Source organism: Microbacterium karelineae, assembly GCF_009745985.1.
Lineage (GTDB): Bacteria > Actinomycetota > Actinomycetes > Actinomycetales > Microbacteriaceae > Microbacterium > Microbacterium karelineae.
This window is the reverse complement of sequence record NZ_WFIX01000179.1, coordinates 24180-47699: the sequence shown is the minus strand read 5'-3', so window position 1 is coordinate 47699 and position 23520 is coordinate 24180. Positions and strand designations below refer to the sequence as shown.

Annotated in this window: 24 protein-coding genes and 3 tRNA genes; 6 read left to right on the top strand and 21 right to left on the bottom strand. The window is 69.6% G+C overall.

Going from position 1 to position 23520, the window contains the following annotated elements:
* Positions 1 to 27 precede the first annotated feature (27 nt).
* The 3 genes from GB932_RS08225 to GB932_RS08215 all read left to right on the top strand — a co-directional run bounded on the left by GB932_RS08225 (position 28) and on the right by GB932_RS08215 (position 2307).
* On the top strand, positions 28 to 474 hold the full coding sequence (locus GB932_RS08225) for a MarR family winged helix-turn-helix transcriptional regulator (protein ID WP_156760213.1): 447 nt from the start codon (positions 28 to 30) through the stop codon (positions 472 to 474).
* A complete protein-coding gene (locus GB932_RS08220) occupies positions 471 to 1145 on the top strand; it encodes a hypothetical protein (protein WP_156760212.1) in 675 nt (224 codons plus the stop codon). The genes GB932_RS08225 and GB932_RS08220 overlap by 4 nt, the downstream gene beginning before the upstream one ends.
* Before the next feature lie 112 nt (positions 1146 to 1257).
* A complete protein-coding gene (locus tag GB932_RS08215) occupies positions 1258 to 2307 on the top strand; it encodes a homocysteine S-methyltransferase family protein (RefSeq protein WP_156760211.1) in 1050 nt (349 codons plus the stop codon).
* A gap of 33 nt (positions 2308 to 2340) precedes the next feature.
* On the opposite strand, the gene GB932_RS08210 is transcribed toward GB932_RS08215, so the two are convergent.
* The 5 genes from GB932_RS08210 to GB932_RS08190 all read right to left on the bottom strand — a co-directional run bounded on the left by GB932_RS08210 (position 2341) and on the right by GB932_RS08190 (position 8222).
* Positions 2341 to 4290, bottom strand: coding sequence for a diguanylate cyclase domain-containing protein (locus tag GB932_RS08210; protein WP_156760210.1), 1950 nt, complete (start codon positions 4288 to 4290; stop codon positions 2341 to 2343).
* 14 nt (positions 4291 to 4304) lie between these two features.
* Complete coding sequence (locus GB932_RS08205) at positions 4305 to 4514, bottom strand: hypothetical protein (protein ID WP_231916078.1); 210 nt, start codon at positions 4512 to 4514, stop codon at positions 4305 to 4307.
* Positions 4511 to 5956 carry a glycosyltransferase family 2 protein gene (locus GB932_RS08200; RefSeq protein ID WP_156760209.1) on the bottom strand — a complete coding sequence of 482 codons (1446 nt, stop codon included), beginning with the start codon at positions 5954 to 5956 and terminating at the stop codon, positions 4511 to 4513. The genes GB932_RS08205 and GB932_RS08200 overlap by 4 nt, the downstream gene beginning before the upstream one ends.
* A 188-nt stretch (positions 5957 to 6144) precedes the next feature.
* The gene (locus tag GB932_RS08195) at positions 6145 to 8040 is read right to left on the bottom strand and encodes a glycoside hydrolase family 43 protein (protein ID WP_197517391.1); all 1896 of its coding nucleotides are present in this window, start codon (positions 8038 to 8040) and stop codon (positions 6145 to 6147) included.
* Entirely contained in the window at positions 8028 to 8222 is a 195-nt protein-coding gene (locus tag GB932_RS08190; protein WP_156760208.1) for a hypothetical protein, read from the bottom strand. The genes GB932_RS08195 and GB932_RS08190 overlap by 13 nt, the downstream gene beginning before the upstream one ends.
* Before the next feature lie 184 nt (positions 8223 to 8406).
* On the opposite strand from GB932_RS08190, the gene GB932_RS08185 reads away from it, so the two are divergent.
* Positions 8407 to 9474 carry a LacI family DNA-binding transcriptional regulator gene (locus GB932_RS08185; protein ID WP_197517390.1) on the top strand — a complete coding sequence of 356 codons (1068 nt, stop codon included), beginning with the start codon at positions 8407 to 8409 and terminating at the stop codon, positions 9472 to 9474.
* Positions 9475 to 9486: 12 nt separating this feature from the next.
* Here the strand turns inward: GB932_RS08185 and GB932_RS08180 are convergent.
* The 5 genes from GB932_RS08180 to GB932_RS08160 form a co-directional block, all read right to left on the bottom strand.
* Positions 9487 to 9560: transfer RNA gene (locus GB932_RS08180), tRNA-Met, on the bottom strand.
* A gap of 20 nt (positions 9561 to 9580) precedes the next feature.
* Positions 9581 to 9652: transfer RNA gene (locus tag GB932_RS08175), tRNA-Thr, on the bottom strand.
* Positions 9653 to 9736: 84 nt separating this feature from the next.
* Positions 9737 to 10921: a M23 family metallopeptidase gene (locus tag GB932_RS08170; protein WP_156760206.1), complete on the bottom strand. Its 1185-nt coding sequence runs from the start codon at positions 10919 to 10921 to the stop codon at positions 9737 to 9739.
* A gap of 142 nt (positions 10922 to 11063) precedes the next feature.
* The gene (locus tag GB932_RS08165; RefSeq protein ID WP_156760205.1) at positions 11064 to 11879 is read right to left on the bottom strand and encodes an inositol monophosphatase family protein; all 816 of its coding nucleotides are present in this window, start codon (positions 11877 to 11879) and stop codon (positions 11064 to 11066) included.
* Positions 11880 to 12005: 126 nt separating this feature from the next.
* Positions 12006 to 12977, bottom strand: coding sequence for a hypothetical protein (locus GB932_RS08160; protein ID WP_197517389.1), 972 nt, complete (start codon positions 12975 to 12977; stop codon positions 12006 to 12008).
* Between the two features lie 177 nt (positions 12978 to 13154).
* On the opposite strand from GB932_RS08160, the gene GB932_RS08155 reads away from it, so the two are divergent.
* A tRNA-Tyr gene (locus GB932_RS08155) sits at positions 13155 to 13236 on the top strand.
* Between the two features lie 57 nt (positions 13237 to 13293).
* Here GB932_RS08155 and GB932_RS08150 read toward each other — a convergent pair.
* The 3 genes from GB932_RS08150 to GB932_RS08140 form a co-directional block, all read right to left on the bottom strand.
* Entirely contained in the window at positions 13294 to 14055 is a 762-nt protein-coding gene (locus GB932_RS08150; protein WP_156760204.1) for a hypothetical protein, read from the bottom strand.
* A gap of 199 nt (positions 14056 to 14254) precedes the next feature.
* Positions 14255 to 15763 (bottom strand): amidohydrolase family protein, encoded by a 1509-nt coding sequence (locus GB932_RS08145; RefSeq protein WP_231916077.1) that lies wholly within the window; start codon positions 15761 to 15763, stop codon positions 14255 to 14257.
* 42 nt (positions 15764 to 15805) lie between these two features.
* A complete protein-coding gene (locus GB932_RS08140; RefSeq protein ID WP_156760203.1) occupies positions 15806 to 17113 on the bottom strand; it encodes a cytosine permease in 1308 nt (435 codons plus the stop codon).
* A gap of 167 nt (positions 17114 to 17280) precedes the next feature.
* Between GB932_RS08140 and GB932_RS08135 the strand changes: the two genes are divergently transcribed.
* A complete protein-coding gene (locus GB932_RS08135; RefSeq protein ID WP_197517388.1) occupies positions 17281 to 18393 on the top strand; it encodes a PucR family transcriptional regulator in 1113 nt (370 codons plus the stop codon).
* Positions 18394 to 18518: 125 nt separating this feature from the next.
* Here GB932_RS08135 and rplQ read toward each other — a convergent pair whose 3' ends face one another.
* The 8 genes from rplQ to map form a co-directional block, all read right to left on the bottom strand.
* Positions 18519 to 19205, bottom strand: a complete 687-nt coding sequence (gene rplQ, locus GB932_RS08130; protein WP_156760201.1) for a 50S ribosomal protein L17, sunset domain variant — start codon at positions 19203 to 19205, stop codon at positions 18519 to 18521.
* Positions 19206 to 19240: 35 nt separating this feature from the next.
* Positions 19241 to 20233 (bottom strand): DNA-directed RNA polymerase subunit alpha, encoded by a 993-nt coding sequence (locus tag GB932_RS08125; protein ID WP_156760200.1) that lies wholly within the window; start codon positions 20231 to 20233, stop codon positions 19241 to 19243.
* Positions 20234 to 20380: 147 nt separating this feature from the next.
* Positions 20381 to 20779, bottom strand: a complete 399-nt coding sequence (gene rpsK / locus GB932_RS08120) for a 30S ribosomal protein S11 (protein WP_110589697.1) — start codon at positions 20777 to 20779, stop codon at positions 20381 to 20383.
* A 26-nt stretch (positions 20780 to 20805) separates the two neighbouring features.
* The gene (rpsM, locus tag GB932_RS08115; protein ID WP_156760199.1) at positions 20806 to 21180 is read right to left on the bottom strand and encodes a 30S ribosomal protein S13; all 375 of its coding nucleotides are present in this window, start codon (positions 21178 to 21180) and stop codon (positions 20806 to 20808) included.
* A 214-nt stretch (positions 21181 to 21394) separates the two neighbouring features.
* Positions 21395 to 21511, bottom strand: a complete 117-nt coding sequence (rpmJ, locus tag GB932_RS08110) for a 50S ribosomal protein L36 (RefSeq protein ID WP_156760198.1) — start codon at positions 21509 to 21511, stop codon at positions 21395 to 21397.
* A gap of 62 nt (positions 21512 to 21573) precedes the next feature.
* The gene (gene infA, locus GB932_RS08105) at positions 21574 to 21792 is read right to left on the bottom strand and encodes a translation initiation factor IF-1 (RefSeq protein ID WP_110589694.1); all 219 of its coding nucleotides are present in this window, start codon (positions 21790 to 21792) and stop codon (positions 21574 to 21576) included.
* A gap of 150 nt (positions 21793 to 21942) precedes the next feature.
* Complete coding sequence (locus tag GB932_RS08100) at positions 21943 to 22635, bottom strand: DsbA family protein (RefSeq protein ID WP_156760197.1); 693 nt, start codon at positions 22633 to 22635, stop codon at positions 21943 to 21945.
* A gap of 28 nt (positions 22636 to 22663) precedes the next feature.
* Positions 22664 to 23515 carry a type I methionyl aminopeptidase gene (gene map, locus GB932_RS08095; protein WP_156760196.1) on the bottom strand — a complete coding sequence of 284 codons (852 nt, stop codon included), beginning with the start codon at positions 23513 to 23515 and terminating at the stop codon, positions 22664 to 22666.
* Positions 23516 to 23520 lie beyond the last annotated feature (5 nt).

The following is a 23520-nucleotide window of genomic DNA, read 5'->3' as shown; positions in this document are numbered from 1 at the left end:
TGCTTCACTATGTACTATGATCACAGGATGACTCCCCTCACGCTGGATCGCCTGCTCCAGATCGGCGACCTGTTCCGCCGAGACATGGAGCGTGCGTTCGCGGGCACGGCGCTCACCCCCGCGCGCGTCCACCTCCTGTGGGTGGTGCACCACGCCGGACCCTCGACCCAGCGCGAGCTCGCCGAGGCCTGTGGGGTGAGCCCCCGCAACATCACGGGCCTCCTCGATGCGCTGGAGCGGTCCGGGCACGTCCGCCGCGTCCCGCATCCCTCCGACCGCCGAGCGGTTCTCGTCCGGCTCACGGACGACGCGGTCGCGATGATGTCCCGCATGCAGATCGAGCACGCCGACCTCGACGAGGCTCTGCTGTCGGCGGTCGCCCCCGACGAACGGGCCGCCGTGGAGCGGGGCATCGCCGCCATCGCCGAGCGCCTCGAGGTGCTCGTCGCGCGCGCCGAAGGGCGACCGTCGTGACCAGGCGCCCGGCCACGCCTGCTCGGCTCCGCCTGCGACGCGCCCGGGCGCTCGCCCGTCGAGCCCTCCGCGCCGAGGCACGCGTGTACACCAGCATCGCGCGCGCCATCGCGCGGAGACCCTCGATCGAGGTCGGCGGAGCCGGATTCACCTACCACCGCCCCGTGCGAACCGTCCTGTGGGTGTTCATCGCGCTGTCGGCTCTCGAGATCCCCATCATCGACCTCATCGCGCGCAACTGGCCGCCCGTGCGGATCGCCCTGCTCGTGCTCGGAGTCTGGGGCGTCACCTGGATGGTCGGCCTGCTGTGCGCCATGCTCATGCGGCCGCATACGGTCGGCCCGTCCGGGATCCGCGTCCGCGGCGGCCTCGAGATCGATGTCCCGATCCCCTGGGGCCCGATCGCCTTCATCGCCATCGATCCGCGCGTCGATCAGCCGAAGACGCCGCGCGTCACGCACGACGCATCGGATGGATCCGCAGAATACGCGGAGCGGGTTCAGTACGAGACGAACATCCTGATCGAGCTGGAGGCGCCTCTGGCGATCCGCCTCCCCGGTTCCGCGCCCGCGCACGGGGGCGCCCCCTCCGTCACGTCCGTTCGCCTGTGGGCCGACGATCCCCGTGCACTCCTCGCCGCCGCCCGCCCCTTCCTGCTCGCACACGCGTGAGGGGTCGCCGAACCCGACTCGGTGCGCCATACCTCTGGCGCCCGTAGGGGGATCCAACTAGCTTGGCCTCGACGCGACCAGGGCGGCGCGCGCGACCTCCAAGGAGCGGAACATGGCTGGTGACAACGAACTGACCCGGCGACTCGACGCGGGCCCGGTCATCTGTGCGGAGGGCTTCCTCTTCGAACTCGAACGACGCGGCTACCTGACGGCGGGCGAATTCGTGCCGGAGGTGGCGCTCGAGAACCCCGAGGCGCTGCGCGCGCTGCACGTCGACTTCCAGCGCGCCGGATCCGACGTCGTCGAGGCGTTCACGTACAACGGCCACCGCGAGAAGATGCGCGTGATCGGCAAGGAGGACCTCCTCGAGCCCCTCAACCGCGCCGCGCTGCGGATCGCGCGCGAGGTCGCCGACCAGGTGCCAGGCGACCTCGTCGCCGGCAACATCTCGAACACGAACATCTGGGATCCGGGCGACGCCGCGAAGCAGGCCGAGGTGCGCGGCATGTTCGAGGAGATGGTCGGCTGGGCCGTCGAGGAGGGCGCCGACATCATCGTCGCCGAGACCTTCTACTATGCCGGCGAGGCCCTCGCGGCGCTCGAGGTGGCGAAGGCCAGCGGCCTCCCCGTCGTCTCGATGCTCGCGCCCATGGCGGCGAACGAGATGATGGACGGCGTCGGCATCGTCGACACCGCGAAGCGGCTCGAGCAGGCCGGGGCCGACGTCGTCGGGCTCAACTGCTTCCGCGGCCCGCAGACGATGATGCCGTGGCTGCGCGAGATCCGCGACGCCGTCTCGTGCCACGTCGGCGCCCTGCCGATCCCGTATCGCACGACCCCCGACGAGCCCACGTTCTTCAACCTCTCGGACGTGCGCGCCTCGGTGCCCGCGCCGCATGGCCGCACGTTCCCGACCGCCCTCGACCCGCTCTTCGCGAACCGCTACGAGATCCGCGCCTTCGCGGAGGAGGCGCACGGGCTCGGCGTGAACTACCTCGGCGTGTGCTGCGGCGCCGCGCCGATCCACATCCGCGAGGTCGCCGAGGCCGTCGGCCTGACTCCCCCGGCCAGCCGCTTCAGCGAGAACATGGCGAACCACTTCATGTACGGCTCGAACGAGCGCCTGCCCGACCACATCAAGGGACTCGGCGCCGACGCGTAGAGCGACGCTGACGTGCCTGAGCCCTCTCCCGCGTCAGCGCTTTGCGGCGCGCATATCGTCATCGGCCCGGGCGAGCAGGCTCGCCATATCGTCGCCGTCCCGCAGCGTCGCGACACCCCAGCTCCACGGATCCCGTGCCTCCCCGCGGAGGCGGGCGATCGTCGTCCTCGCACCGTCTTCCGACGTGTTCGGGAGGAGGATCGCGAACTCGTCTCCACCGGAGCGCCCGATGACGTCGTCGCGGCGCAGCGCGTCGCGCCAGGCCGCGACGGCGGCGCGCAGGGCCGCATCGCCGGCCGCGTGCCCGCGCCGGTCGTTGATCTGCTTGAAGCGGTCGAAGTCGACGACGGCGACCGAGAGGGACGCGCGCCGGCGCCGCGCTCGGAGCACGGCGCGCTCGAGCGCCTCGTCGAGACCCGCGCGGTCGCGGGCGCCGGTCAGCGGATCCGTCTGCGCGACGTGGCGGAGTCGCGCGCGCGTGATGAGCAGGATCTCCATGAGATACCACGCAGTCGCCGCCGCGACGAGGCCGGAGAGCCGCCCAGCCTCGACGAGCGCGTGCGGGCCCGCTACGGCCACGCCGGCGACGATCGCGGCGGTGAACAGCGCCTGCGCGACACGCGCCGCGCGTGACCTGGCGAGGCACGCGACGAGGATCGCCGCCGGCGTCACCCCCGCAAGCGCGGAGATCTCTGCGCCCGCGGATCCCGCGTACGCGATGCACGCGGCCGTCGTCGCCGCGATGCACACAGTCCACAGCGCCCGCACCCACGTCGGCGAGCGGCCTCCGCTGGTGAGCAGGTGCGTGCCGAATGCCACGGCGAGCGCGAGCTCGACGGCCGCGGCGACGACGACCACCGGCGCCACCGCCGAGACGACGCCCGTCGCGCCCCGGAGCGCGAACAGCGCGGCGGCGCCGATCCAGATCCCTGCGTCGCCCCGGTGTCGAGGCGGGGCGACGCGCCCCTCGATGTCCGCGGCCGGGCGCGCGCGGCGCCTGCGCTTGTCGCGGTAGAGGCCGGCATCCGCCAGCGCGAAGAGATCGTCGGGATCCGCAACCCGCGAGAGCGGGACGATGCTCGCGCTGAACGAGTGGGGGGAGCCCGATCGGAGCCGCCCGATCGTCTCGTCGATGTGCGCCGCGTCCGCCCCCGTCACGAGGATCGCGAACTCGTCGCCGCCGAGCCGTCCGATCCGCGACCGCGGCCCGAGCACGCGCCGCCACGCATCGACGCTCGCCCGGAGGAGCCGGTCGCCGGCCGCGTGTCCGTCGTGGTCGTTGACCGGCTTGAGCCCGTCGAGGTCGATGACGATCGCGGTGCCGCCCTCCGCACGCGCCGTGGCCAGCGCTCCGCTGATCCCGCGGCGGTTGAGCGCGCCCGTGAGAGGATCCGTGCGCCGCGCGCAGTCGAGCTCGCGCGCCTGAGCGATCGACACCTCGAGTGCGAAGGCGCACATGGCGGCACCGACGACCAGGGCGAGCGGCGCCCGGGTGACGATCCACGCGATGGCCGGGTTCGCGAGCACGGCGAGGCCGACGAGCGCGACGATCCCCGTGGCCGTCGCGCGCGCGACCGGAGCGGGATACGCCCATCCCAGATAGACGACGACGGGCGCGATGAGGAGGAGCGTCGTGACGAGCCCGTCGAGCGACGTCGTCAGTGCCGCCGTCGCGACGAATCCCGCGCCCGCGCCGGCCGCGAGCGCATAGCCGGCCGCGCGCGGGAAGCGCGCCCCCGCACACATGATCGACGCGGCCCCGACGACGCAGAGCGCGATGAGACCGGCGACGGCGAGCACCTCGGCCCCGTCATGGACGTGCAGCGCGAGATGCAGGGCGAGCAGGGCCGCCGCGTAGGCGCATCCGGTCGCCGAGGCGATCGAGTACGCGCTCTGCCGGGGCGCGCTGAGCCATCCTCGGCGCACCCGGACTGCGGACGCGCCCTCGCGCGAGCGCTGCTGCACGGCAATCGGTTCGGACACGGTGGCCGCGATCCTCAGAGCGGTCCGTCGGGGTGGATGCTGCGCGTCTCCGCCCGGCGAGTCCGGCCGCGCCGCGGCGGCCTCGGGACCGGGAGGATCTTGAGGACGGCGAGGGCGAGATAGACGAGTGTGTTCACCGCGACGAACGCGGCGAGGAGCGCGAAGCCGTCGCTGTGGAGCACCTCGACGGGAAGCAGGATCCCTGCGGGAACGACGCCGGTCATCGCGCGGCCTCGATCTCGTGGACGGGCGATGCGCTCGGCGACGCGTGCGACCACGTCGCCTCGCGCGCGACGGTCATGTCGATGACGCCCTTGACGAAGACCACGTCGATGAACAGGTCGTACACGAGTTCAGGCAGCACGAGCGCCGCGAGGATCCGGGCGCGCCACCCGCCGCGCCACACGGTGACGATCCGTTCGGCGGCGAAGATGACGCCGATGGAGAGCCAGAAGGTGAACCACACCCACTCGTCGATCGCGAGCAGCATGATCACGAGGAGCGCGAAGTACGACAGCAGGGCGATGACCGAATAGCCGATGCCGATCTGCTGCGACCAGTACCGCGCTGTCGTGTGTGTCACGCCATACGAGGCGAGGTTCTCGATCGCCCCACGCTGCCAGCGCAGGCGCTGCCGCCACAGCATCCGCCAGCTCGGCATGAGCTCCGTCGTGACGGTCGCGTCCTGCGGCGAGGTGACGAGCCCACCGAGCGTCTTGATCGCGATCGTGATCTCGTTGTCCTCCGTCAGGGCGACGGTGTCGTAGACGTCGCCGTGGTGGCCGGGCAGGAGGGATCCGCGCGCCGCCGCGACCGTCCGGAGCGCTTCGGGGCGGAAGACGCTGGCCGTTCCGCTCAGCACGAACACGCGGCCCCGGCGACGTTCGATCTCACGCGAGTAGCGCGTGTACTCGTTGCGCTGGAACTGACCGAGCAGGCCGTGCCCCTGCTCGCCGAGGAACAGCCCGCCGACCGCCATGAGCGCGCGGTCGTCGGTCATCCTCTGCCGCGCCGTCTCGAGGAAGACCGCGCTCGCAAGCCGCGTGTCGGCGTCCATCACGAGAACGGCGTCGTTGGCGCCGAGGCCGGGCAGCACGTCCGCGAGCGCCTGGTTGAGGGCGCCGGCCTTGCGACGGTCGTTGTCGACCGTGACGATGACCTCGACGCCCGCCGCTCGTGCGACCGCGATCGTGTCGTCCGTGCAGTTGTCTGCGACGACGACGATCCGCTCCGGCGGCGTCGTCTGCCTGCGCAGCGATGCGATGGTCGCGGCGAGGCTCTCGGCCTCATCGTGTGCGGGGATCACGGCCGTGATCGTGACCTCGCCCGCGAACCGGCCGCGCGTGCGCGCCATGACGCGGCGGGGCGCGAGCGGACGCCGCGTGACGTGCGCGCGGGTGCGCCGAGCCGCGGTCGCGACGCGGTGCTCGTGCGTCGCGACTCCGGCTCCCGCAGCGAACGCGATCAGCAGGGCGCTCACGGTGATCCACGGAGCGGGCGCATGCGGGTCGTACAGCATATCGATCCCGAGCACCGAGAACGGGCGCGGCTCCCAGAACGGGCGCACGCCCGTCCCCGCCAGGAATGCGAGCAGGGCGATCGCCACGAGCAGTGTCAGCCCGATGATCCCCAAGCCCGCGAATCGCCCCAGCCGCCGACGTCCCATGTGCTTTCCCCTCCACGACAGAACAGAGTGGTCCTGGAGTGGAGACGGTCGACGGCGGGTTTCGTGACGGCAACCACGGCGATTCCCGGCATGCTCGCAGTGAGGCGACCGGTGTACCGGACAGCGACGCGGCGACGGCCCCGCGCGGAGTTCCCGCGCCGAGGCCGCCTGCCGTGTCGGCGCCGAGATCAGCCGCAGGCGATCCCGTCGTAGGGCGCGATCGCCGACGCGGTCGCGGATCCACCCGGGGCCGCGGCGGATGCGCCGATCGCGATCTCCCCCGCCGCCGCCTCGCCGGCCCGTGTGCGGAACGCGTACGACGCCGTCGATCCGGGCCCGATCGCGGCGGCGGCCTGTGTGCCGAACGGCGACTCGACGGTCACTGCCGCGACGAGGTCGGAGTCGTTCGCCACCCGAGCGGTGACGACCGCGGTCCCCGCGACGCAGCGCGCGGCGGCCGTGACCGACACCTCGAGCGACGCACCCTCGGCCGCGAACTCGATCGTGTCGACGTCGAACAGCTCGCCGCTCGGCCCGACGTACCGGAAGAACACGTCGTGCGTGCCGACGGCGTCCTCGAGCGATGCGGTCGCCTCCGTCCATTCGCCGGCCGGCCCATCGATCTCGATCGTGCCGGCGAGGGGCCCGTCGGGCGCGTCCAGACGCACCTCGATGGCGCCGCCTGCCTGCTGCGGCATCGCCCGCGCCGTCACCGCGGCCGCCCCGTCCTCACCGAACGCGACGGAGGACAGGCCGGTCCAGTCGCCGTCCTGGACGTCCGTCACCACGAGGTTCGGCGCGGATCCGCCGAACTCGGCCGAGCCGTCCGCGATCCGCTCCGTGGCGATCCCCTTCGTCCAGCCGAGGGTCTCCGCCTCGAACTGCCGATAGGGATCGAAGTCGCGCACCTGGTCGACGCCGGCGTAGTCGCCGACGACCTGCTCGACCGCGCCGTCATCGGCGAAGCGCAGCTCCTGCAGGTGGGCGCTGCGGTACCCCTGCGCGCTGTCGCCGTTGATCCGCTTGTTCAGCGTCGGCGCGTGATACGAGAAGTAGTACCTGCCCTCGTACTCGAAGACCGACTGGTGGTTGTTTCCGCCGGTCCCCGTGCCGAAGAACTCCGACTGATTCGGGAACATCACACCGGCGTAGGACTCCTTCGGCCACGACATCGGATCGTCCGACATCATGTAGCCGATCTGGCCGCCGCCGGGGTATCCCGGCGCCGGGATCTGCGATCCGCCGAAGTCGGGGCCGCCGAAGTGCGACGAGTACGACAGGTAGTACATGTCGCCGCGGCGGAACACCTGCGCCGCCTCGAACGCGACGGGGGCGTCGACGACCGCCGCAGTGCCCGTCGTGGAGACCATGTCGTCGCCGAGCTCGATCACGCGGATGTTCTTCGGATTGTTGAAGCGCTCCTCGTCGGGCATGTCGGTCGCGGCGGGACCGCCGCCGAAGTAGAGATACGCCTCGCCGTCCTCGTCGACGAGCGGCGCGGGGTCGAACTTCCAGGCGACCTCGTCGGCGCCGGGGGTGCGGCCGTCGATGAGCGTGCTCGTCCGCTCGCTCGTCCACGGCCCCAGGGGCGATTCGCCCGTGATGACGTTCGAGGATCCGCCGCCGTTGGCGTAGTAGAGGAAGTACTTCTCCTCGCCGTCGACGGTCTGCTTCGCCATCCCGGGCGCCCAGGAGTTGTTCGTGAACGGCGCCACACCGTCCGGACCCGCCACGGGGATCTCGCCGTGGTCGGTCCAGTTGACGAGGTCGGTCGACGAGATCAGCGTGATCTGGTCGATGTCGCCGTAGTTGATCTGCGGTGAGATCCCCGTCTCGGGGTCGGGCGCGTAGCCCTGCGTGTCGTTCGTCAGGTACATGTAGACGCGGCCGTCATCGACGAAGCCGAAGCCGTCTGCGCCGAACTTGTGCCCCATCAGCGGATTGTGGTCGCCGGGGAGCTTCCCCACGACCTCGACGGTTCGCGCCGATCGCGCGTCGCCGGTGTGCTCGTCCTCTGCCGCGTACGACGCCGTCGTCACCGTGAACGATGCGGCCACCATCCCGGCCAGCGTCACGCCGACCACGGCCCTCCTCGGCGCGCGCGCCTGTCTGTCCTGTCGTTGTGCTGCCACGATTCCTCCTCGTTCGATGTGTGCGATGGGTGGGCCCGGTCCGAGGCGGTGCCGGGATTCCAGGCCGTCAGCACCGCGGCGGCGAGCGCGACGAGCAGGCGGCTGCCCCTCGTCGGGTGCGCATGAACGGACACGGATCCTCCTCGATCGCTCCCGGTTCGCGCGGGGTGGGCGGAGCGCCCATGCTCCCGCGCCTCTCCTGCCGCGGAGCGATTGATCGATCAACTTCCGCGGACATCGGAATGTTACCGCGAACAATTTCTGCGCCGCAAGGGGTCGTGCGGGGTTCCCGCCAACCGAGATGACAGGATGAAGGTCATGCCGCGCCCTCGGAGCTCGCACGTGACGATGCAGGACGTCGCGCGACACGCGGGCGTCTCGGCGCAGACCGTGTCGAATGTCGTCAACGGACGATCGGCGCGGGTGGGCGCTCCGACCCGGGATCGCGTGATCGCGTCGATCACCGCGCTCGGGTACCGCGTGAACCAGACCGCGCGGTCCCTGCGACGCGGCCGCACGGGAACCATCGGTCTCGGCCTGCCCACCTTCGACTCCGAGTACTACGCCGGCCTGGCGGAGGAGCTCAGCCATCGATTCCTGGAGCGGGGGTTCCGCCTCGTCGTCATGCACACGGGCGGCGCCGTGCGCACCGAGGTGGACTCGCTCGCGTCATCGCGCCTGGACGCATACGACGGCTTCGTCCTCGCCCTCGCCGCCGGCGACGCCGAACACCTCGCGCAGATCGACACGACGACACCGATCGTGCTCCTCGGCGAGCGCGCCCTGTCGAGCGGGCTCGACCACGTGCTCATGGACAACATCGGCGGCGCGCGCCGCGCCACCGAGCTGCTGCTGCAGAGGGGCGCGCGCGACATCGTCGCGCTCGGCGGCACCGCTCGCGACGAGGAGACGATGCCGGGCCTGCGCATGCGCGGATTCCGCGACGCGCACGACGCGATGGGCGTCGCCCCGGATCCGTCGCTCATCGTGCCCTGCACGTTCGACCAGCAGGGCGGCTACGACGGCGTCCGCGGACTCATCGCGGAGGGGCGCGAGATCGACGCCGTGTTCGCGATGACCGACGGGATCGCGTTCGGCGCGATGCGCGCCCTGGCGGACGCCGGGATCCGCGTGCCGGACGACGCACAGGTGATCGGCTTCGACAACGTGCGCGCGGGCCGCTTCTCGATCCCCCGGCTGTCGACCATCGAGCCCGATAACGCGGCCCGCGCGGAATCGATCGCGGAGCTCCTGACGAGCCGCATCGACGGCTCGGAAGCGGATCCCGCGCGCCGCATCGTCACGCACCCCGCGACGATCGTCGAGCGCGAGACGACGCTCAGCGCGCCCCGGGAACAGAAGAGCCCCGGCAAGAACCGGGGCTGATCTGGCATTCGGTAGCAGGAGCGGGGCTTGAACCCGCGACCTCACGATTATGAGTCGTGCGCTCTCACCAACTGAGCTACCCTGCCGCATACAACGTGATGTTGCGAGCCCCGAGTCAGGATTGAACTGACGACCCCTTCCTTACCATGGAAGTGCTCTACCACTGAGCTATCGGGGCGTGGTGCCCTTCTCAGGGCAACCAGGAAATCGTACCAAAGCCGTCTGGGATCCTCGAATCAGGATCCCTCGGGCGTTGCGTGCCTCATTCGGAGGTGAAGCTCGTGCCGAGCAGCTGGCTCTCGAGCTCCTCGACGGCCGCGCGCTCGTCGGCGGAGTAGTGCGTGTTGGCGTACTCCTCGAGCCACGGCACCGGGTCGATCGCGGTGTCGTTGTACCGGACCTCGAAGTGCAGGTGGGCGCCATACGACCGCCCGGTGTTGCCGGTGCTGCCGATGACCTGGCCGACCTCGACGCGGTCGCCCGTCGCGACCTGCAGCGAGCCGTACTGCATGTGCGCGTAGTGCGTCGTGACGAGCTCGCCGTCGATGACGTGGTCGATGTAGACGTTCACACCGTAGGCGCCGCCTGCCTCGGTCGCCGTGCGCACGACGCCGTCTGCGACGGCCTGGATGGGAGCGCCCTCCCCTGGGGTGAAGTCGACGCCCTCGTGCATGCGACCCCAGCGCCAGCCGAACGGCGAGCTCATGCTCGTGCCCACCGCGAACGGCCACTGGATGTCTGCCGTCGGGTCATTGTCGAAGAACGCGCCGGAGGTGCTGATCCCGTCGGCCACCGCGATGTCTCGAAACGTCGATGCCTCGTAGCCCTCGACGCGCTCGAGCGGCTGCGTCTCGACGTCAGCGCCGGCGACGTACGCCTGCAGCTGCGACTCGACGCCCTCGGCTTCGACCTCGGCGGACGCCTCGGTGGTCACGGCCGCGTCCGCCGTCGCGTCCGCCTCGAACGCGGTCCCGGTGAGCGGAAGGGCGGTGCCGATGGCCATGAGCGTGACGGCGCCGACCGCGGCGACGGAGGCCGTGGCGGCCGCGAACCGGCGGAACGGGGTGGTGAGGACGCGGTGCGACGCGGCGGCCCGGCGGCGCGCCTGCTGCCGCGACTCGCGGACGCTCTCCGGCTCGTCGCTCGCGATCCGAATCGGCTCGTGCTCGCCCGTGAAGCTCAGCGCCTCGGCGGCCGCGGAGAACTCGTCGCGCGCGGCCTTCTCCCGCTCGCCGGCGTGCGGCACGTCGCGGGCGACCGACAGGGCCTCCTCGAACTCGTGCTCGACGGCGGGCTGAGATTCGACCGACACCGTGACGCTCTCGCGCTCGCGCATCTCGCGCCGCGTCAGCGGGCGCACAGCGTCGCCGGACACCCCTGCCGTGGAGGCGGCGCGGCGCGAGCGGCGTGAAGACGCGGCGTCGGGCGCGGGGCGGTCAGCAGTCAATCGGGCGCACTTTCGTCCTGTGCTCCTCGTGGGAGCGATGAATGAGGGGGTGCGTTCCTTGCGTGTGGGGGAGCAAAGTAACGAACAGGTAACTACGGTACTCGATTCTCGCTGAGAGCGCCATTCGAGGCGCCCCGCGCCGTCAGGACGCGGCTCCGTCGAGGATCCGATCGGCGATCCGATCGACGAGCGGCGCGTGCCCGGCGATGGTCATCCGCCGACCGAATCCGTCTTCGGGAAGCTCGCGAACGGATCCGCCCGCCTCCTCGACGAGCAGGGCGCCGGCCGCGAGGTCCCAGGGATTCAGCCCGCGCTCGAAGTATCCGTCGAGGCGCCCCGCCGCGACGTAGCTGAGGTCGATCGCGGCCGCGCCGATGCGCCGCACATCGCGGGCGATCGGCATGACGCGACGCACCGTGTCGATGTCGCCCTGATGCGTGCGCGGGTCGTAGCCGAAGCCCGTCGCGAGCAGCGTGCCCGCGGGGAAGTCCGTCGCGACGCGCAGCGCGTCGGATCCGGATTCCGTCTCCACGCGCGCGCCGTCACCGCGGGCCGCGAGGTAGGTCTCGCCGAGGGCGGGAGCGCGCACCACGCCCGCGAGCGCCTCCCACGTCGCGAGGGTCTCCCCTCCCCGCACGGCGGCGATGCTCACAGCGTAGCTCGGCATGCCGGACGCGTAGTTCACGGTGCCGTCGATGGGATCGACGACCCAGGTGACGCCGGACGTGCCGGACGCCGTCCCCGACTCCTCGCCGAGGAACCCGTCGTCCGGGCGCTCCTCCGCGAGGCGCGCACGGATGAGCGCCTCGACCTCACGGTCGGCCTCGGTGACGATGTCGGCCATGGTCGACTTGCTCGCCGCGACCCGCACGCCCTCCGCGCGGCGGCGCTGCGCGAGATCCCCCGCGTCGATCGCGACGTCACGGGCGAGGTCGCGCAGATCGCGTTCGAGGCTCATGCCTCCCACGCTACCGGCGCGCAGCACGGGGCACCCACTCCCCGAGCGCACAAGGTGTGTGCGAGCGCACATGACATGTCATGTGCGCTCGCAGAACACGTGTGCGCTCGCGGGCTGGCCGGCCGATCAGGCCGCCGGATCCTCACGGGGCGGCGCCGGGCGCGGCGGGATCGGGGGCGACGGCGCGGCGGCGGGCGCCTGGGGCGGCGCCGGAGCCGCGGACGCGGGTGCGGGCGGCACCGGTGCGACGCCCGGCGGCAGGGGCGCCACGGGGGCGCCTGCCGCGGGAGCACCTGCCGCGGGAGTGCCGAAGGACCGGGATCCCGGCGAGGGCGCGCCGGCGCGCTGCGCGTCGAAATCCGGCTGACCGTTCGCGAGCATCGGCAGCGGCGTCACGCCGTCGGCGTATGTCGGCCAGGGCAGCAGCCCCGCGTCCGGGGACGCGGGCGCCGCGGCCCGCGTGCGGGGCGCGAACAGCGCGCTCACGAGCGGCACGAGCGCGGTGCCGACGGCTCCGAGGATCGCCAGCGACACCATGATCCGCCCGTAGATGTCGGGGAGCTCGATGACGTCCACCAGCGTGAGGGGCACGAGGGTCATCACGAGCAGTGCGAGCACGAACAGGGTCGTCGCCAGCACGAGCGCGCGCGTGAACGCCGTCACGTATCGGGCGTGCACGTTCCACAGGAGACGCTGGTGCAGCAGGGCGAGCTGGATGAAGGCGACGATGAGGATGAAGTTCCACACCTTGAAGGCGCCGATCCACGTCTCCGTGGGCGTCCAGATGAGGGTGAGACCGCACAGCAGCGTGAGCACCCAGGCGGTCATGCTCGCGACGATGAGCCAGGGGGCCCGTCGCGACGCAAGGTGTGCATCGAGGAGCGCCGCGCCGGCGAACGCGGCGAGCAGGAGGATCGTGAGGAACGCCTTCGGGATCACGTCGCCCTCCGGCGACAGCAGCACCCAGATGACGCAGAGGATCGCGCCGGCGATGAGAGCGCCGATCGCGACCCACATGGCGCCCCTCAGCAGCGGCGGCAGCCCGGTGTCGGCCTCGTCGGTGATCGGAACGTTCGACTGCGGAGTCGGTGTCGTCATGTCTCCCCCTCGGTTGTCGGATCCATCCTCGCATCGACGACGTTCCGCGGCCGGAATGCGCGGCCTCCGGGGCGGCCTGGCGCGCCCGGGCATCACGATTTCCCGCATCGCCGCTTCCCGCGTATGATGATTGATCGCGCCTCCGGTCGGCTGAACAAGTCGGGCGGGTGCGCATTCGGCGAGTTGCCCGAGCGGCCAAAGGGAGCTGACTGTAAATCAGCCGCGGAATGCTTCGGGGGTTCGAATCCCTCACTCGCCACGCGAGAATCGAAGGCCCGGATCCATGGATCCGGGCCTTCGTCGCATCGCCCGCCCGTCAGTCGTTCACCTGCGCGTGCGGCAGGATCGGGCGTGATGCGGCGAGGGATCCGTCGAGGATCAGGCGGTCGCCGAGAGGCTCGTCGAGGTCGACCGTGAACGGTGTCGGCGGATTCGATGGGCAGCCCGCGGCCCCCTCCTCCGGCTCGACAGCAACCCACACGGTCACGGCCTCCGCCGTCTGCTCGAGATCGACGAGTCGGACGCGGCCCTCGGCATCCCGCCCGCTGCTGCACGCGCGCTCGGTCACGAGGAGCGAGAGTGCGGAATCCGATGCCGCCGGAGCGCTGTCCGGGTCAAGCGCGACGTCCGCCGGCGCCAGCGGGCTCGGATCCCGCGACAGAGCGCAGGATCCCGCCCGCACGAGCATCCACGGCTCGCCACCGAGCGGCGCGAGCACCCTCAGCTCATGATCGTCGAGGACGCCATTGCCGCGCACGTCCGAGGGCTCCGGGAGCGGCCGCAGCAGCGTCACCTTCTCAGCCGAGGCCCCGACGACGAGCCACGCGCCGGGTTCCTCGAGGACGACGGAGTCGCCGGCGTCGTCCACTGCCGAGGCGATCGCCTCCGCGGCCACGCCGATGGCCGCGCCCGCCGACTCGGCTTCGGCGTACGCCTCTGCTCGGATCGACGTCCCGCTGCATTCGAGGTCGCCGGCGGTCGTCGCGCCGTCCGGGCTGGTGCCTCCGGGAGAGCCCGCGCAGCCGCTCAGCAGCAGGGAGACGCCCATCCCCGCGATCATCGTCGTGATTCGCCTCATACCTGAGAGTGTCGCGCACACCGCGATCGTCTCGCCTCGTCGATACATCCTCGCGATCCGCTGGAGCCGTGATCGAGACCGCCCAGAGGACGACCTCGACGCCTACGGGCACGGAAGATCCACGCCGAGCTGAATCGCGAAGGCATCGCGGTCGCGCGCTGCACCCTCGAGCGTCTGACGCGCTCCCGGCGCATCATGGTCAGCGCGACGCGATGAAGCGGGTGAACCCGACCTCGCGCGCCTGGGCCTTCTCGTACATTGCGGTGAAGCTCGGCACGAAGGCCTCGTTCAATCGTTCGAGTGCCCGCTGCCACACCTGCAGCTGCGGTCGGCGTGCGGCGAGCTCGGCGATGAGTGCGGGCTCGTCCACGGTCGTCAGAGTGCCGTGGTCGACCACGATCTCACCATCGACGATGACGTATTCGAGCGAGCTGCCGTTCTCGGAGTACACAAGCTGCTTGTCGAGGTCGTTCCTCGGAGTGAAAGCCAGGCTCTCGAGGTCGTAGATGTTGAGATCCGCGCGCTTTCCCACTTCGAGCGAGCCCGTCGCATCCTGCAGCATGCCGCTGCGAGCGCCGCCGATCGTGCCGGCACGCAGCACCTCCTCGACGGTCGGCCACGCGGTGAAGTCAGGACCGGAGACCTTGTGGACGAGCGCAGCGGCCTTGATCACTTCGAGCATGCGTGGCATGTCGGAACTCGAGAGCCCATCGGTGCCGAGTCCGATGTTGACGCCGGCGTCGTGATAGGCACGCCACGGCAGAATGCCCGACCCGAGCTTCATATTGGAGATCGGATTGTGCGAGACGGAGACGCCCGCATCGGCGATGAGACGGATGTCGTCGTCCGTGACCCAGATGCCGTGGGCGAACGTCGTGTTCGGGGAGAGGCCCCCGATCGCGGCGAGGTGCTCGACCAGGGTCGAACCGTAGATCTCTGATCCCGTGACAGCCTGCGTCTTCGTCTCGAGGACATGGATGTGGCATTCCGCACCTTCCGCGACCGCGAGCTCTGTCGCGCCCGCGATGAGGTCATCCGTGCACCGCTGCGGCCCCGAGGGCGCGACCATGTACCGGATCCGCCCACCGGCCCGTCCGCGGTGGCGATCGAACGCACGTCGCGAGAACTCCAGGTACTCGTCGGCGGTCGCCACAGGAATCCGGCGGACCCTGTCGAGCAGGGCGCCGTCGAGCATTTCGCCGACGAAGGGCAGCGTGTCGACGAACGGCTTGTTGATGACGTGGCCGGACACATTCGCCCTGATGCCGACCAGTTCGTATGCATCGATCACGGCGTCGAGCTGCGACTCATCTTGGCTCGGCGTCTCGAGCACGTCGTCGATGACGGTCGTCACGCCTGACTTCAAGGACTCGGCGGCGAAGAGCTGAGTGCGAAGTCGGATGAGGTCGGGATCGACGCGGGCATGCCCGATGATCGGATACGAGAAGAGCATCCACAGCTCAAGCGGCAGATTGTCGTAGCGGCCCTTGAACAGGGTCTCCCATGAGTGGCTGTGGGCGTTGACGAAGCCGGGTGCGACAAGCTTGTCCCGTCCATCGATGATGGTGTCGCCGTCCGCGGGCGCGAGATCGGATCCGATCGCCTGGATGGCGCCTTCGACGATTCTGATGCTCGCGGTGATGGGGGTCGATCCGTTCTCCTCGCTCATGGTGATGACCTGGGCGCTCGAGATGAAGATGCTGTTCAAAAGTGGTGCTCCGTCTATCGCCGTGGCGTCAGCGCGAGGGGGTCAGGATGCGGGTGTGCCGCGCCGCGCCGCGCGCAGCTCGATGGCGTAGGCGACGGGCGCCACGAGCGCCGCGGCGATGATGCCTTGGATGGCGGGCGAACCGAGGTCCATGTACGTCGTGCCCCACGCCACCGCGACACCGACGAGATAGGCAGCGATCCCACTGCCGCGGAACATCGGCTCGCTGCCCGTGAGCTGCGGCCCGCGCCCGCGCCATGAGAGGAAGAACATGCCGATCACTGCGCCCCCGAGCGGCGGGATGAGAACACCGAGCGCAGACAGGAACGGCACGATCAGCCCGTCGAATCCGAACACGGCGAGCGCGATGCCGACGATCGTGCCGGCGACGACGAACGGGCGTCTGTCCGGCTTGTCGAACAGCTCGCTGCCGGCGACGCCGTATGCGTACGCGGTGTTGTCGTTCGTGGTCCAGAGGTTCGCGATGAGCAGGATCATGGCGGGGCCGATGAGGCCGAGCGAGACGAGCAGTTCCGCGAAGTCGCCCTCTCCGAACGCGGCGGCGCCCACACCGCCGAAGAACAGCATCGTGAACTGCACGATGATGACGCTCGCGAAGGTCGCGATGAGTGCGATGCGGCCGGCGCGGGCGAACCGCGTCCAATTGCCGATCTGGGTGCCGCCGGAGATGAATGTGCTGATCATGATCGTCACGGCGGCGCCCGCGCTCAGCGTGCCGAGACCTTCTGTCTGCATGAGGCCGCCCCATCCACCCGTCTCGTCGAGCGCCAGCGCGAGAACCCAGACGCACAGGATGAGCATGAGAGGAACAGCGATCCAGCTCAGGATCTCGATGCCCTTCACCCCCGCGTACGCGCTGATGGCCATCAGGACGCCGCCTATCATCGCGATGGGCCAGGTGATCTCCCAGCCGAACGCCCGGCTCATCAGGTTGACGAGGGTGCCGACCGTGACGCCGTACCAGCCGATCTGGGTGCCGCCGAGAAGGAGCGACGCCCACTTGCCGCCGCCCTTGCCGAGCACCGTCCGGGCGACCATGACGGTCGTCAGCCCGGTCCTCGCCGAAACGGCTCCCATGAGGGCGATGTAGACGGCGAGCACGACCGCGGCGACAGCGGCCAGGCCGATGAACTGTGCGAAGGGGAATTCGACGGCGACCTGCGCGGCCGTGAGCATCGTCGGCGTGAAGAACAGGAATCCGGCGATCAGAACGACAATGCTCGCCGTGCCGCGCCGCGCGCCTGGGGGAACGGGCGTCAGCGGGTAATCGTGATCTATGCGATCAGCGGGTCGGGCGGACGTTGCGCCGGGACGGGCGGTCGTCGACATGATGGGCCTCCACAGAGCGGTTCGGATGCGTAGACACACTCAATCGAGGCGGGAGTCGTGATGTCGCGTGTTCTGGACGAGTCTCCAGGCGAGGTCGCGGCTGGGTGGAGGAGCCTCCACACCAGAGAAACATCGGCGCAATGTCGCGGTCCTACTGTGTCGAGATCATGAACGAGCACGTCGGGGGCTTCACGGACGAGACGCCGCACGGACCCCGACCGGTGGGACGGCAGAGCATCCGCCATCCCACGGTGCGCGACGTGTTCACGTGGCCTGGCTTCGCCGTCACGCTCGTCGCAGGTGCTGAGCACCTCGACCGCCCCATTCGGGTGGCACAGGCGACGGAGCTGGTCGATCCGACGAACTACCTGCGGCGCGATGCGCTGATCATGACGGTCGGCCACGAGCTCGTCGACGATGCGACCTGCGCGCGATTCGTCGAGAATCTCATCGCAAGCGGAGCCTCGGCGATCGCCCTCGCCGTCGGCGTCGAGGGGCACACTCCGCCGCCCGGGCTCGCGCCGGCCGCCGAGCGCGCAGGCATCGCGCTGTTCGAGGTACCGCCGACGCTTCCGTTCGTGTCGTTCAGCGAGAAGCTGTTCCAGCTCGCGGAGCACCGCAGCGAACGGGAACGCCGCCGGCGTGAGGACGGTCGGATGCTCGACTATGTGAGGCGCGGCTACGCGAGTGCGCAGATCTTTCAGAATCGGTTCCCCGAGGTCCCCGGGGCGCAGTACGCCGTGCTCTGTGTGCCCGTCGAGACATCCGCGCTCGTAGAGGGCGTGATCATCGAGGGCTGGATCGACGACGTGACCGTCGTCGTCGCCGACGAGATCTTCGTACGAGGATTCGAGCAGGCCGCTTCCGATGCGGTCTATGGCCTCGGAAGCCCCGTACCCCAGCGTGAGCTGGCGCGGAGCATCAAGGAGGCGATGGCGACGTTCACGCTGAGCACCCGTCGAGGAGCTGGCGTCGGGCCGCGGGATCTCTCCACGTTCGGCGGTCTCGTCGAGAGGCTGACGTCCGAGCAGCTTGCGCCGTTCCGTGCCCAGCTGGCGGATCCGCTGCAGCGGTATGACGCTCGCCGCGGGCGCTCGCTGTGGCCCACGCTGCGCGCGTTCATCCAGACGGGTGCGTCGGTCTCCGCAACGGCCGATCTGCTCGACGTGCATGAGAACTCCGTCCGCAACCGTCTCTCGCGCGTGCACGAACTCACAGGGCTCGACCCGATGACCCTCGACGGACAGTTCGCGCTTGCCGTCGCCGTCCACGCCACATGACGTCCTCCGCTCCGATGAGAATCGTCAGCGGTCCGGCGCATCGTCAGCGTCTCGCGACGGATCTCCGCCGGAGAATACGAGAAGGCCCCCGGACGGATCCGGGGGCCTTCTGCGTGGCGCGGGTGTCAGCGGGCGAAGCCAGCGGCCTCCGCGGCCTCGACGGTGCGGAAGTACACGTCGGCCTTGACCTGGGCGTAGCCGCCGTCACCGGGCGCGTAGAACTTCTTCGTCTGCTTCTTGCCCTTGACGTCGAAGCCCTCGGGCGCCGATCCGTCCTCGAGCGGCTCGGCGACGTCGTCGCCGGCCTCGGCAGCGGCGTCCTCGACGGGCGCCTCGTCCGCGGCGGAGGCCTCCTCGACGGGAGCCTCCTCGGCGGCGACCTCGGTCTCCTCAGCGGCGGGCTCCTCGACGGGGGCCTCGTCAGCCTTCGGCGCCGTCGTGCCCTTCGGCGTCACGGGCTCGAGGACGAGCTCGATGGCGGCCATGGGGGCGTTGTCGCCCTTGCGGTTGCCGATCTTCACGATGCGCGTGTAGCCACCCTCGCGGTCGGCGACCTGCGGCGCGATCTCGGTGAAGAGAACGTGCACGGCCTCCTTGTTGCGGAGGATCGACAGCGCGCGACGGCGCGAGGCGAGGTCGCCGCGCTTGCCGAACGTGACGAGTCGCTCGGCCACGGGACGCAGGCGCTTGGCCTTGGTCTCCGTGGTCTTGATCGACTTGTTGATGAACAGCGCCGACGCGAGGTTCGCGAGGATCAGACGCTCGTGAGCGGCGCCGCCACCGAGGCGGGCACCCTTCGTGGGCTTAGGCATGTCTCAATACTCCAGTATCGAAAGAGTCGGATGGATCAGAGCGTCTCGTCGTTCTCGTAACCGCCGTAGAAGTTCGAGCCCTCGAAACCGGGGACCGAGTCCTTCAGCGACAGTCCGAGAGAGGTGAGCTTGTCGCGCACCTCATCCACCGACTTCTGTCCGAAATTGCGGATGTTCATGAGCTGCGTCTCCGAGAGGGCGACGAGCTCGCTGACCGTGTTGATTCCCTCGCGCTTGAGGCAGTTGTACGAGCGGACCGACAGATCGAGGTCCTCGATCGGCATCGACAGCTCGTTCGAGAGAACCTGCTCGACCGGCGCCGGGCCGATCTCGATGCCCTCGGCCTCCTCGTTCAGCTCGCGCGCGAGACCGAACAGCTCGACGAGCGTGCGTCCGGCCGACGCGACGGCGTCGCGGGGGAGGATGGAGGGCTTCGTCTCGACGTCGAGCACCAGCTTGTCGAAGTCGGTGCGCTCGCCGGCACGCGTCGCGTCGACGCGGTAGGCGACCTTCACGACAGGCGAGTAGATCGAGTCGATCGGGACCTGACCGGCCTCGGCGTACTCGTTGCGGTTCTGGCCCGCCGAGACGTAGCCGCGACCGCGCTCGATCGTGAACTCGAGCTCGAACTTCGCGTTGTCGTTGAGCGTGGCGATGACGAGCTCGGGGTTGTGCACCTCGACGCCGGCGGGAGCCGAGATGTCGGCAGCCGTGACCTCGCCCGCGCCCGTCTTGCGCAGGTACGCGGTGATGGGCTCGTCGCGCTCGCTCGAGACGACGAGCTGCTTGACGTTCAGGATGATCTGCGTGACGTCCTCGACCACACCCGGGATCGTGCTGAACTCGTGCAGCACACCGTCGATGCGGATGCTCGTGACGGCAGCGCCGGGGATCGACGACAGCAGGCTGCGGCGCAGCGAGTTGCCGATCGTGTAGCCGAAACCGGGCTCGAGCGGCTCGATGACGAACCGGCTGCGGAACTCGGAGATCTTCTCCTCGGTCAGAGTAGGACGCTGTGCGATGAGCACTATGTGTTCCTTTCGATCAAGTGCCCGCTATATGACACTTGGTGAATGAGGTCTTGAATTGTGACTCCTGCGCGGTGCGAGCGCGCAGTGGGAACGACGTGACGCCGGGGTGCGGCGGGTGACCGCCGCGCCCCGGCGCGAAGTTGCTCAGACGCGACGGCGCTTCGGCGGACGGCAGCCGTTGTGAGCCTGCGGCGTGACGTCCTGGATCGAGCCGACCTCGAGGCCAGCGGCCTGGAGCGAGCGGATCGCGGTCTCGCGACCCGAGCCCGGGCCCTTCACGAAGACGTCGACCTTCTTGACGCCGTGGTCCTGCGCCTGACGGGCAGCGGACTCGGCGGCCATGCCGGCGGCGTAGGGGGTCGACTTGCGCGAGCCCTTGAAGCCCACGCCACCCGACGAGGCCCAGCTGAGCACGGCACCCGACGGGTCGGTGATCGAGACGATCGTGTTGTTGAACGTCGACTTGATGTGGGCCTGGCCCAGCGCGACGTTCTTCTTCTCCTTGCGGCGCGGCTTGCGCGCGGCGGACTTCGGTGCAGCCATGGTGTTCTCCTAAACCTTTACGCGCCTCAGCGTGCCTTCTTCTTACCTGCGACCGTGCGCTTCGGACCCTTGCGGGTGCGAGCGTTGGTCTTGGTGCGCTGGCCGCGCACGGGGAGGCCACGACGGTGGCGGATGCCCTCGTACGAACCGATCTCGACCTTGCGACGGATGTCGGCGGCGACCTCACGGCGGAGGTCACCCTCCACCTTGTAGGTGCCCTCGATGTGGTCGCGCAGCGCGACCAGCTGGTCGTCGGTGAGGTCCTTGACGCGGATGTTCTCGTCCACGCCAGTGGCTGCGAGGATCTCGTTGGAGCGGGTGCGTCCCACGCCGTAGATGTACGTGAGTGCGATCACCACGCGCTTCTCGCGCGGGATGTCGACGCCGGCAAGACGTGCCATGCGGTCTCTCCTATTGATTGTGGAGGTGTGGAGCAGGATCGGTGCCCGGGCCTCCGCCCCGAGGTGTCCCCCGCCTGAGCGGGTTCTGATCCTGCCGAGAATGTTGAGTTGTGGCGCTTCTGAATCTTTTCCGCGGAGCGGGAGAGTTCCCAGTTCGCGGCGAAGCCGAGGACCAGACGCTGTAGCTGAATCTTTTCCGCGGAGCGGGAAAGATTCAGCCCTGGCGCTGCTTGTGGCGCGGGTTCGACTTGCAGATGACCATCACGACGCCGTTGCGGCGGATCGTCTTGCAGTGCTCGCAGATGCGCTTGACGCTGGGCTGGACCTTCATGGTGTTCCTATCGCTGTCTTCGTGCCCGTCAGTGCCGGGCCGTTACTTCTCGGTCGGATCGATCAGCGGTAGCGGTAGACGATGCGACCGCGCGTGAGGTCGTAGGGGCTGAGCTCCACGACGACGCGATCCTCGGGGATGATGCGGATGTAGTTCTGTCGCATCTTCCCGGAGATCGTGGCGAGCACCTTGTGTCCGTTGGTCAGCTCAACGCGGAACATCGCGTTGGGCAGCGATTCGGACACTGTGCCCTCGATCTCGATGACACCGTCTTTAGCCATAGACTCGCTTACCTTCTGAGCAGACCGACCGGTCTGCGGTGAATGAGTGGATCGGCGTCTCAGCGCGCGCGAGCGCAGGCGCAAGACACCAAAGATCCATAGTAGCCGACGCGCCCGAGCCTTTCAACTCGGGCGCGTGTCGGCGTGGTATCAGTCGAGGTTCGCGACGAGGTCCGCATCGGCGTTCATCGTGACCGAGATCATCTCACCGTTGACGAGGACTGTCGGCGTGCCGAAGCCGTTCGGCCCCTGCAGGTCGGGGTCGTCGACCGCGACGCTCGAGCGCTCGGTGACGTAGTCCTTGTACGTGCCGTCGGCGATGCATGAGGCGGCGCCATCGGCACCCGCATCTGATGCGTATCCCGCGATCTCGTCGTCCGTCAGACCCGTGGACCCCTCGGCAGGCTGGTTCCTGAACATCAGGTCGATGAACGGATACACGGCGTCGCCGTTGTCGTCGGCGACGCAGTACGCCGCGGCCGCGGCGCGCGTCGAGAACTCGGTGCCCTGCGAGGCGCGGTCGAGGATCGAGATCGGGTGCACGTTGAACGTGATCTCACCCGACTCGATCTGCTCGGTGATCGTGTCGCCGTACGCCTCGTGCGCCTGGTTGCAGATCGGGCACATGAAGTCGATGTACTCGTCGATCGTCTGGTCGCCGTCGCCGATCGCGATCGCGCCGGTCTCCTCGTTCACGACGCCCGCGGCGGGCGCCTCGGCCGGCGCGCTCGCCGTGCGGTTCATGAAGTAGACGAGGACGCCGACGGCGACGACCGCCACCACGACGGCGATCGAGACGACGATCGCGAAAACGCTCCGGTTCTTGGCTGCTGCTGCCATCATCATGTGAATGAGACCTTCGGGGTGAGTGTCAGGGAATGGGGACCGGCGTCACGCCGTAGGAGGCGAGCGCCTCCGCTCCCCCGTCCGGGGCTGTGAGGACCCAGATGCCACCAGCATGCACGGCGACGCTATGTTCCCAGTGTGCGCCGGAGGAGCCGTCGACCGTCGTGATGGTCCAGTCGTCGTCTTCGACGAAGACCTCATCGCTGCCGGCCGTCATCATCGGCTCGACGCAGATGCACAGGCCGGGTTTGATCTCGGCACCGCGGCCGGGGGTCGCATAGTGGAAGAGCGTCGGTTCCTCATGCATCTTCCTGCCGATGCCGTGGCCGACGTAATCGCGCAGGATGCCTGCCGGCTGCCCGGTCGACGGCAGAGGGTTCGCCTCGATGTGATCCTGGATCACGGCGCCCACCTGGCCCAGGTGCGACGACGACGCGAGCGCCGCGATGCCCGCCCACATGGATCCACGCGTCACGTCCGACAGCTCCTGGCGCTGCGCGACGAGCGACGGATCCGCCGCCTCGCCCGGCACGATGAACGTGCGTGCCGAATCGCCGTTCCAGCCCTCGGGGGTCTCGGCGCCGCAGTCGACGGAGACGATGTCGCCCGCCTCGAGCACGCGCTCCGTCGGGATCCCGTGCACGACCTGCTCGTTCACCGATACGCACACCGTGTGACTGTAGCCGGGCACGAGCTGGAAGTTCGAGTGCGCGCCGCGGGCCGTGATCGCCTCCTCGGCGATCCTGTCGAGTTCGAGCGTCGTGACGCCGGGGCGGATCGCCTCCGCCACCGCGTCGAGCGCCGCCGCGGTGATCTCGCCGGGCGCGACCATGCCGCGCAGCTGCGCCGGCTTCTTGTAGACGGAGCGACGGAACATGCGGG

Bases quoted from the DNA above. Each gene is read 5' to 3' on its own strand.
- infA (WP_110589694.1), bottom strand. From the start codon at position 21,792: ATGGCTAAAGACGGTGTCATCGAGATCGAGGGCACAGTGTCCGAATCG.
- rplQ (WP_156760201.1), bottom strand. From the start codon at position 19,205: ATGCCTAAGCCCACGAAGGGTGCCCGCCTCGGTGGCGGCGCCGCTCAC.
- GB932_RS08225 (WP_156760213.1), top strand. From the start codon at position 28: ATGACTCCCCTCACGCTGGATCGCCTGCTCCAGATCGGCGACCTGTTC.
- GB932_RS08150 (WP_156760204.1), bottom strand. From the start codon at position 14,055: ATGAGGCGAATCACGACGATGATCGCGGGGATGGGCGTCTCCCTGCTG.
- GB932_RS08135 (WP_197517388.1), top strand. From the start codon at position 17,281: ATGAACGAGCACGTCGGGGGCTTCACGGACGAGACGCCGCACGGACCC.
- GB932_RS08200 (WP_156760209.1), bottom strand. From the start codon at position 5,956: ATGGGACGTCGGCGGCTGGGGCGATTCGCGGGCTTGGGGATCATCGGG.
- rpsM (WP_156760199.1), bottom strand. From the start codon at position 21,180: ATGGCACGTCTTGCCGGCGTCGACATCCCGCGCGAGAAGCGCGTGGTG.
- GB932_RS08140 (WP_156760203.1), bottom strand. From the start codon at position 17,113: ATGTCGACGACCGCCCGTCCCGGCGCAACGTCCGCCCGACCCGCTGAT.
- GB932_RS08160 (WP_197517389.1), bottom strand. From the start codon at position 12,977: ATGACGACACCGACTCCGCAGTCGAACGTTCCGATCACCGACGAGGCC.
- GB932_RS08215 (WP_156760211.1), top strand. From the start codon at position 1,258: ATGGCTGGTGACAACGAACTGACCCGGCGACTCGACGCGGGCCCGGTC.
- GB932_RS08100 (WP_156760197.1), bottom strand. From the start codon at position 22,635: ATGATGGCAGCAGCAGCCAAGAACCGGAGCGTTTTCGCGATCGTCGTC.
- map (WP_156760196.1), bottom strand. From the start codon at position 23,515: ATGTTCCGTCGCTCCGTCTACAAGAAGCCGGCGCAGCTGCGCGGCATG.
- rpmJ (WP_156760198.1), bottom strand. From the start codon at position 21,511: ATGAAGGTCCAGCCCAGCGTCAAGCGCATCTGCGAGCACTGCAAGACG.
- GB932_RS08205 (WP_231916078.1), bottom strand. From the start codon at position 4,514: ATGACCGGCGTCGTTCCCGCAGGGATCCTGCTTCCCGTCGAGGTGCTC.
- rpsK (WP_110589697.1), bottom strand. From the start codon at position 20,779: ATGGCTGCACCGAAGTCCGCCGCGCGCAAGCCGCGCCGCAAGGAGAAG.
- GB932_RS08185 (WP_197517390.1), top strand. From the start codon at position 8,407: ATGCCGCGCCCTCGGAGCTCGCACGTGACGATGCAGGACGTCGCGCGA.
- GB932_RS08165 (WP_156760205.1), bottom strand. From the start codon at position 11,879: ATGAGCCTCGAACGCGATCTGCGCGACCTCGCCCGTGACGTCGCGATC.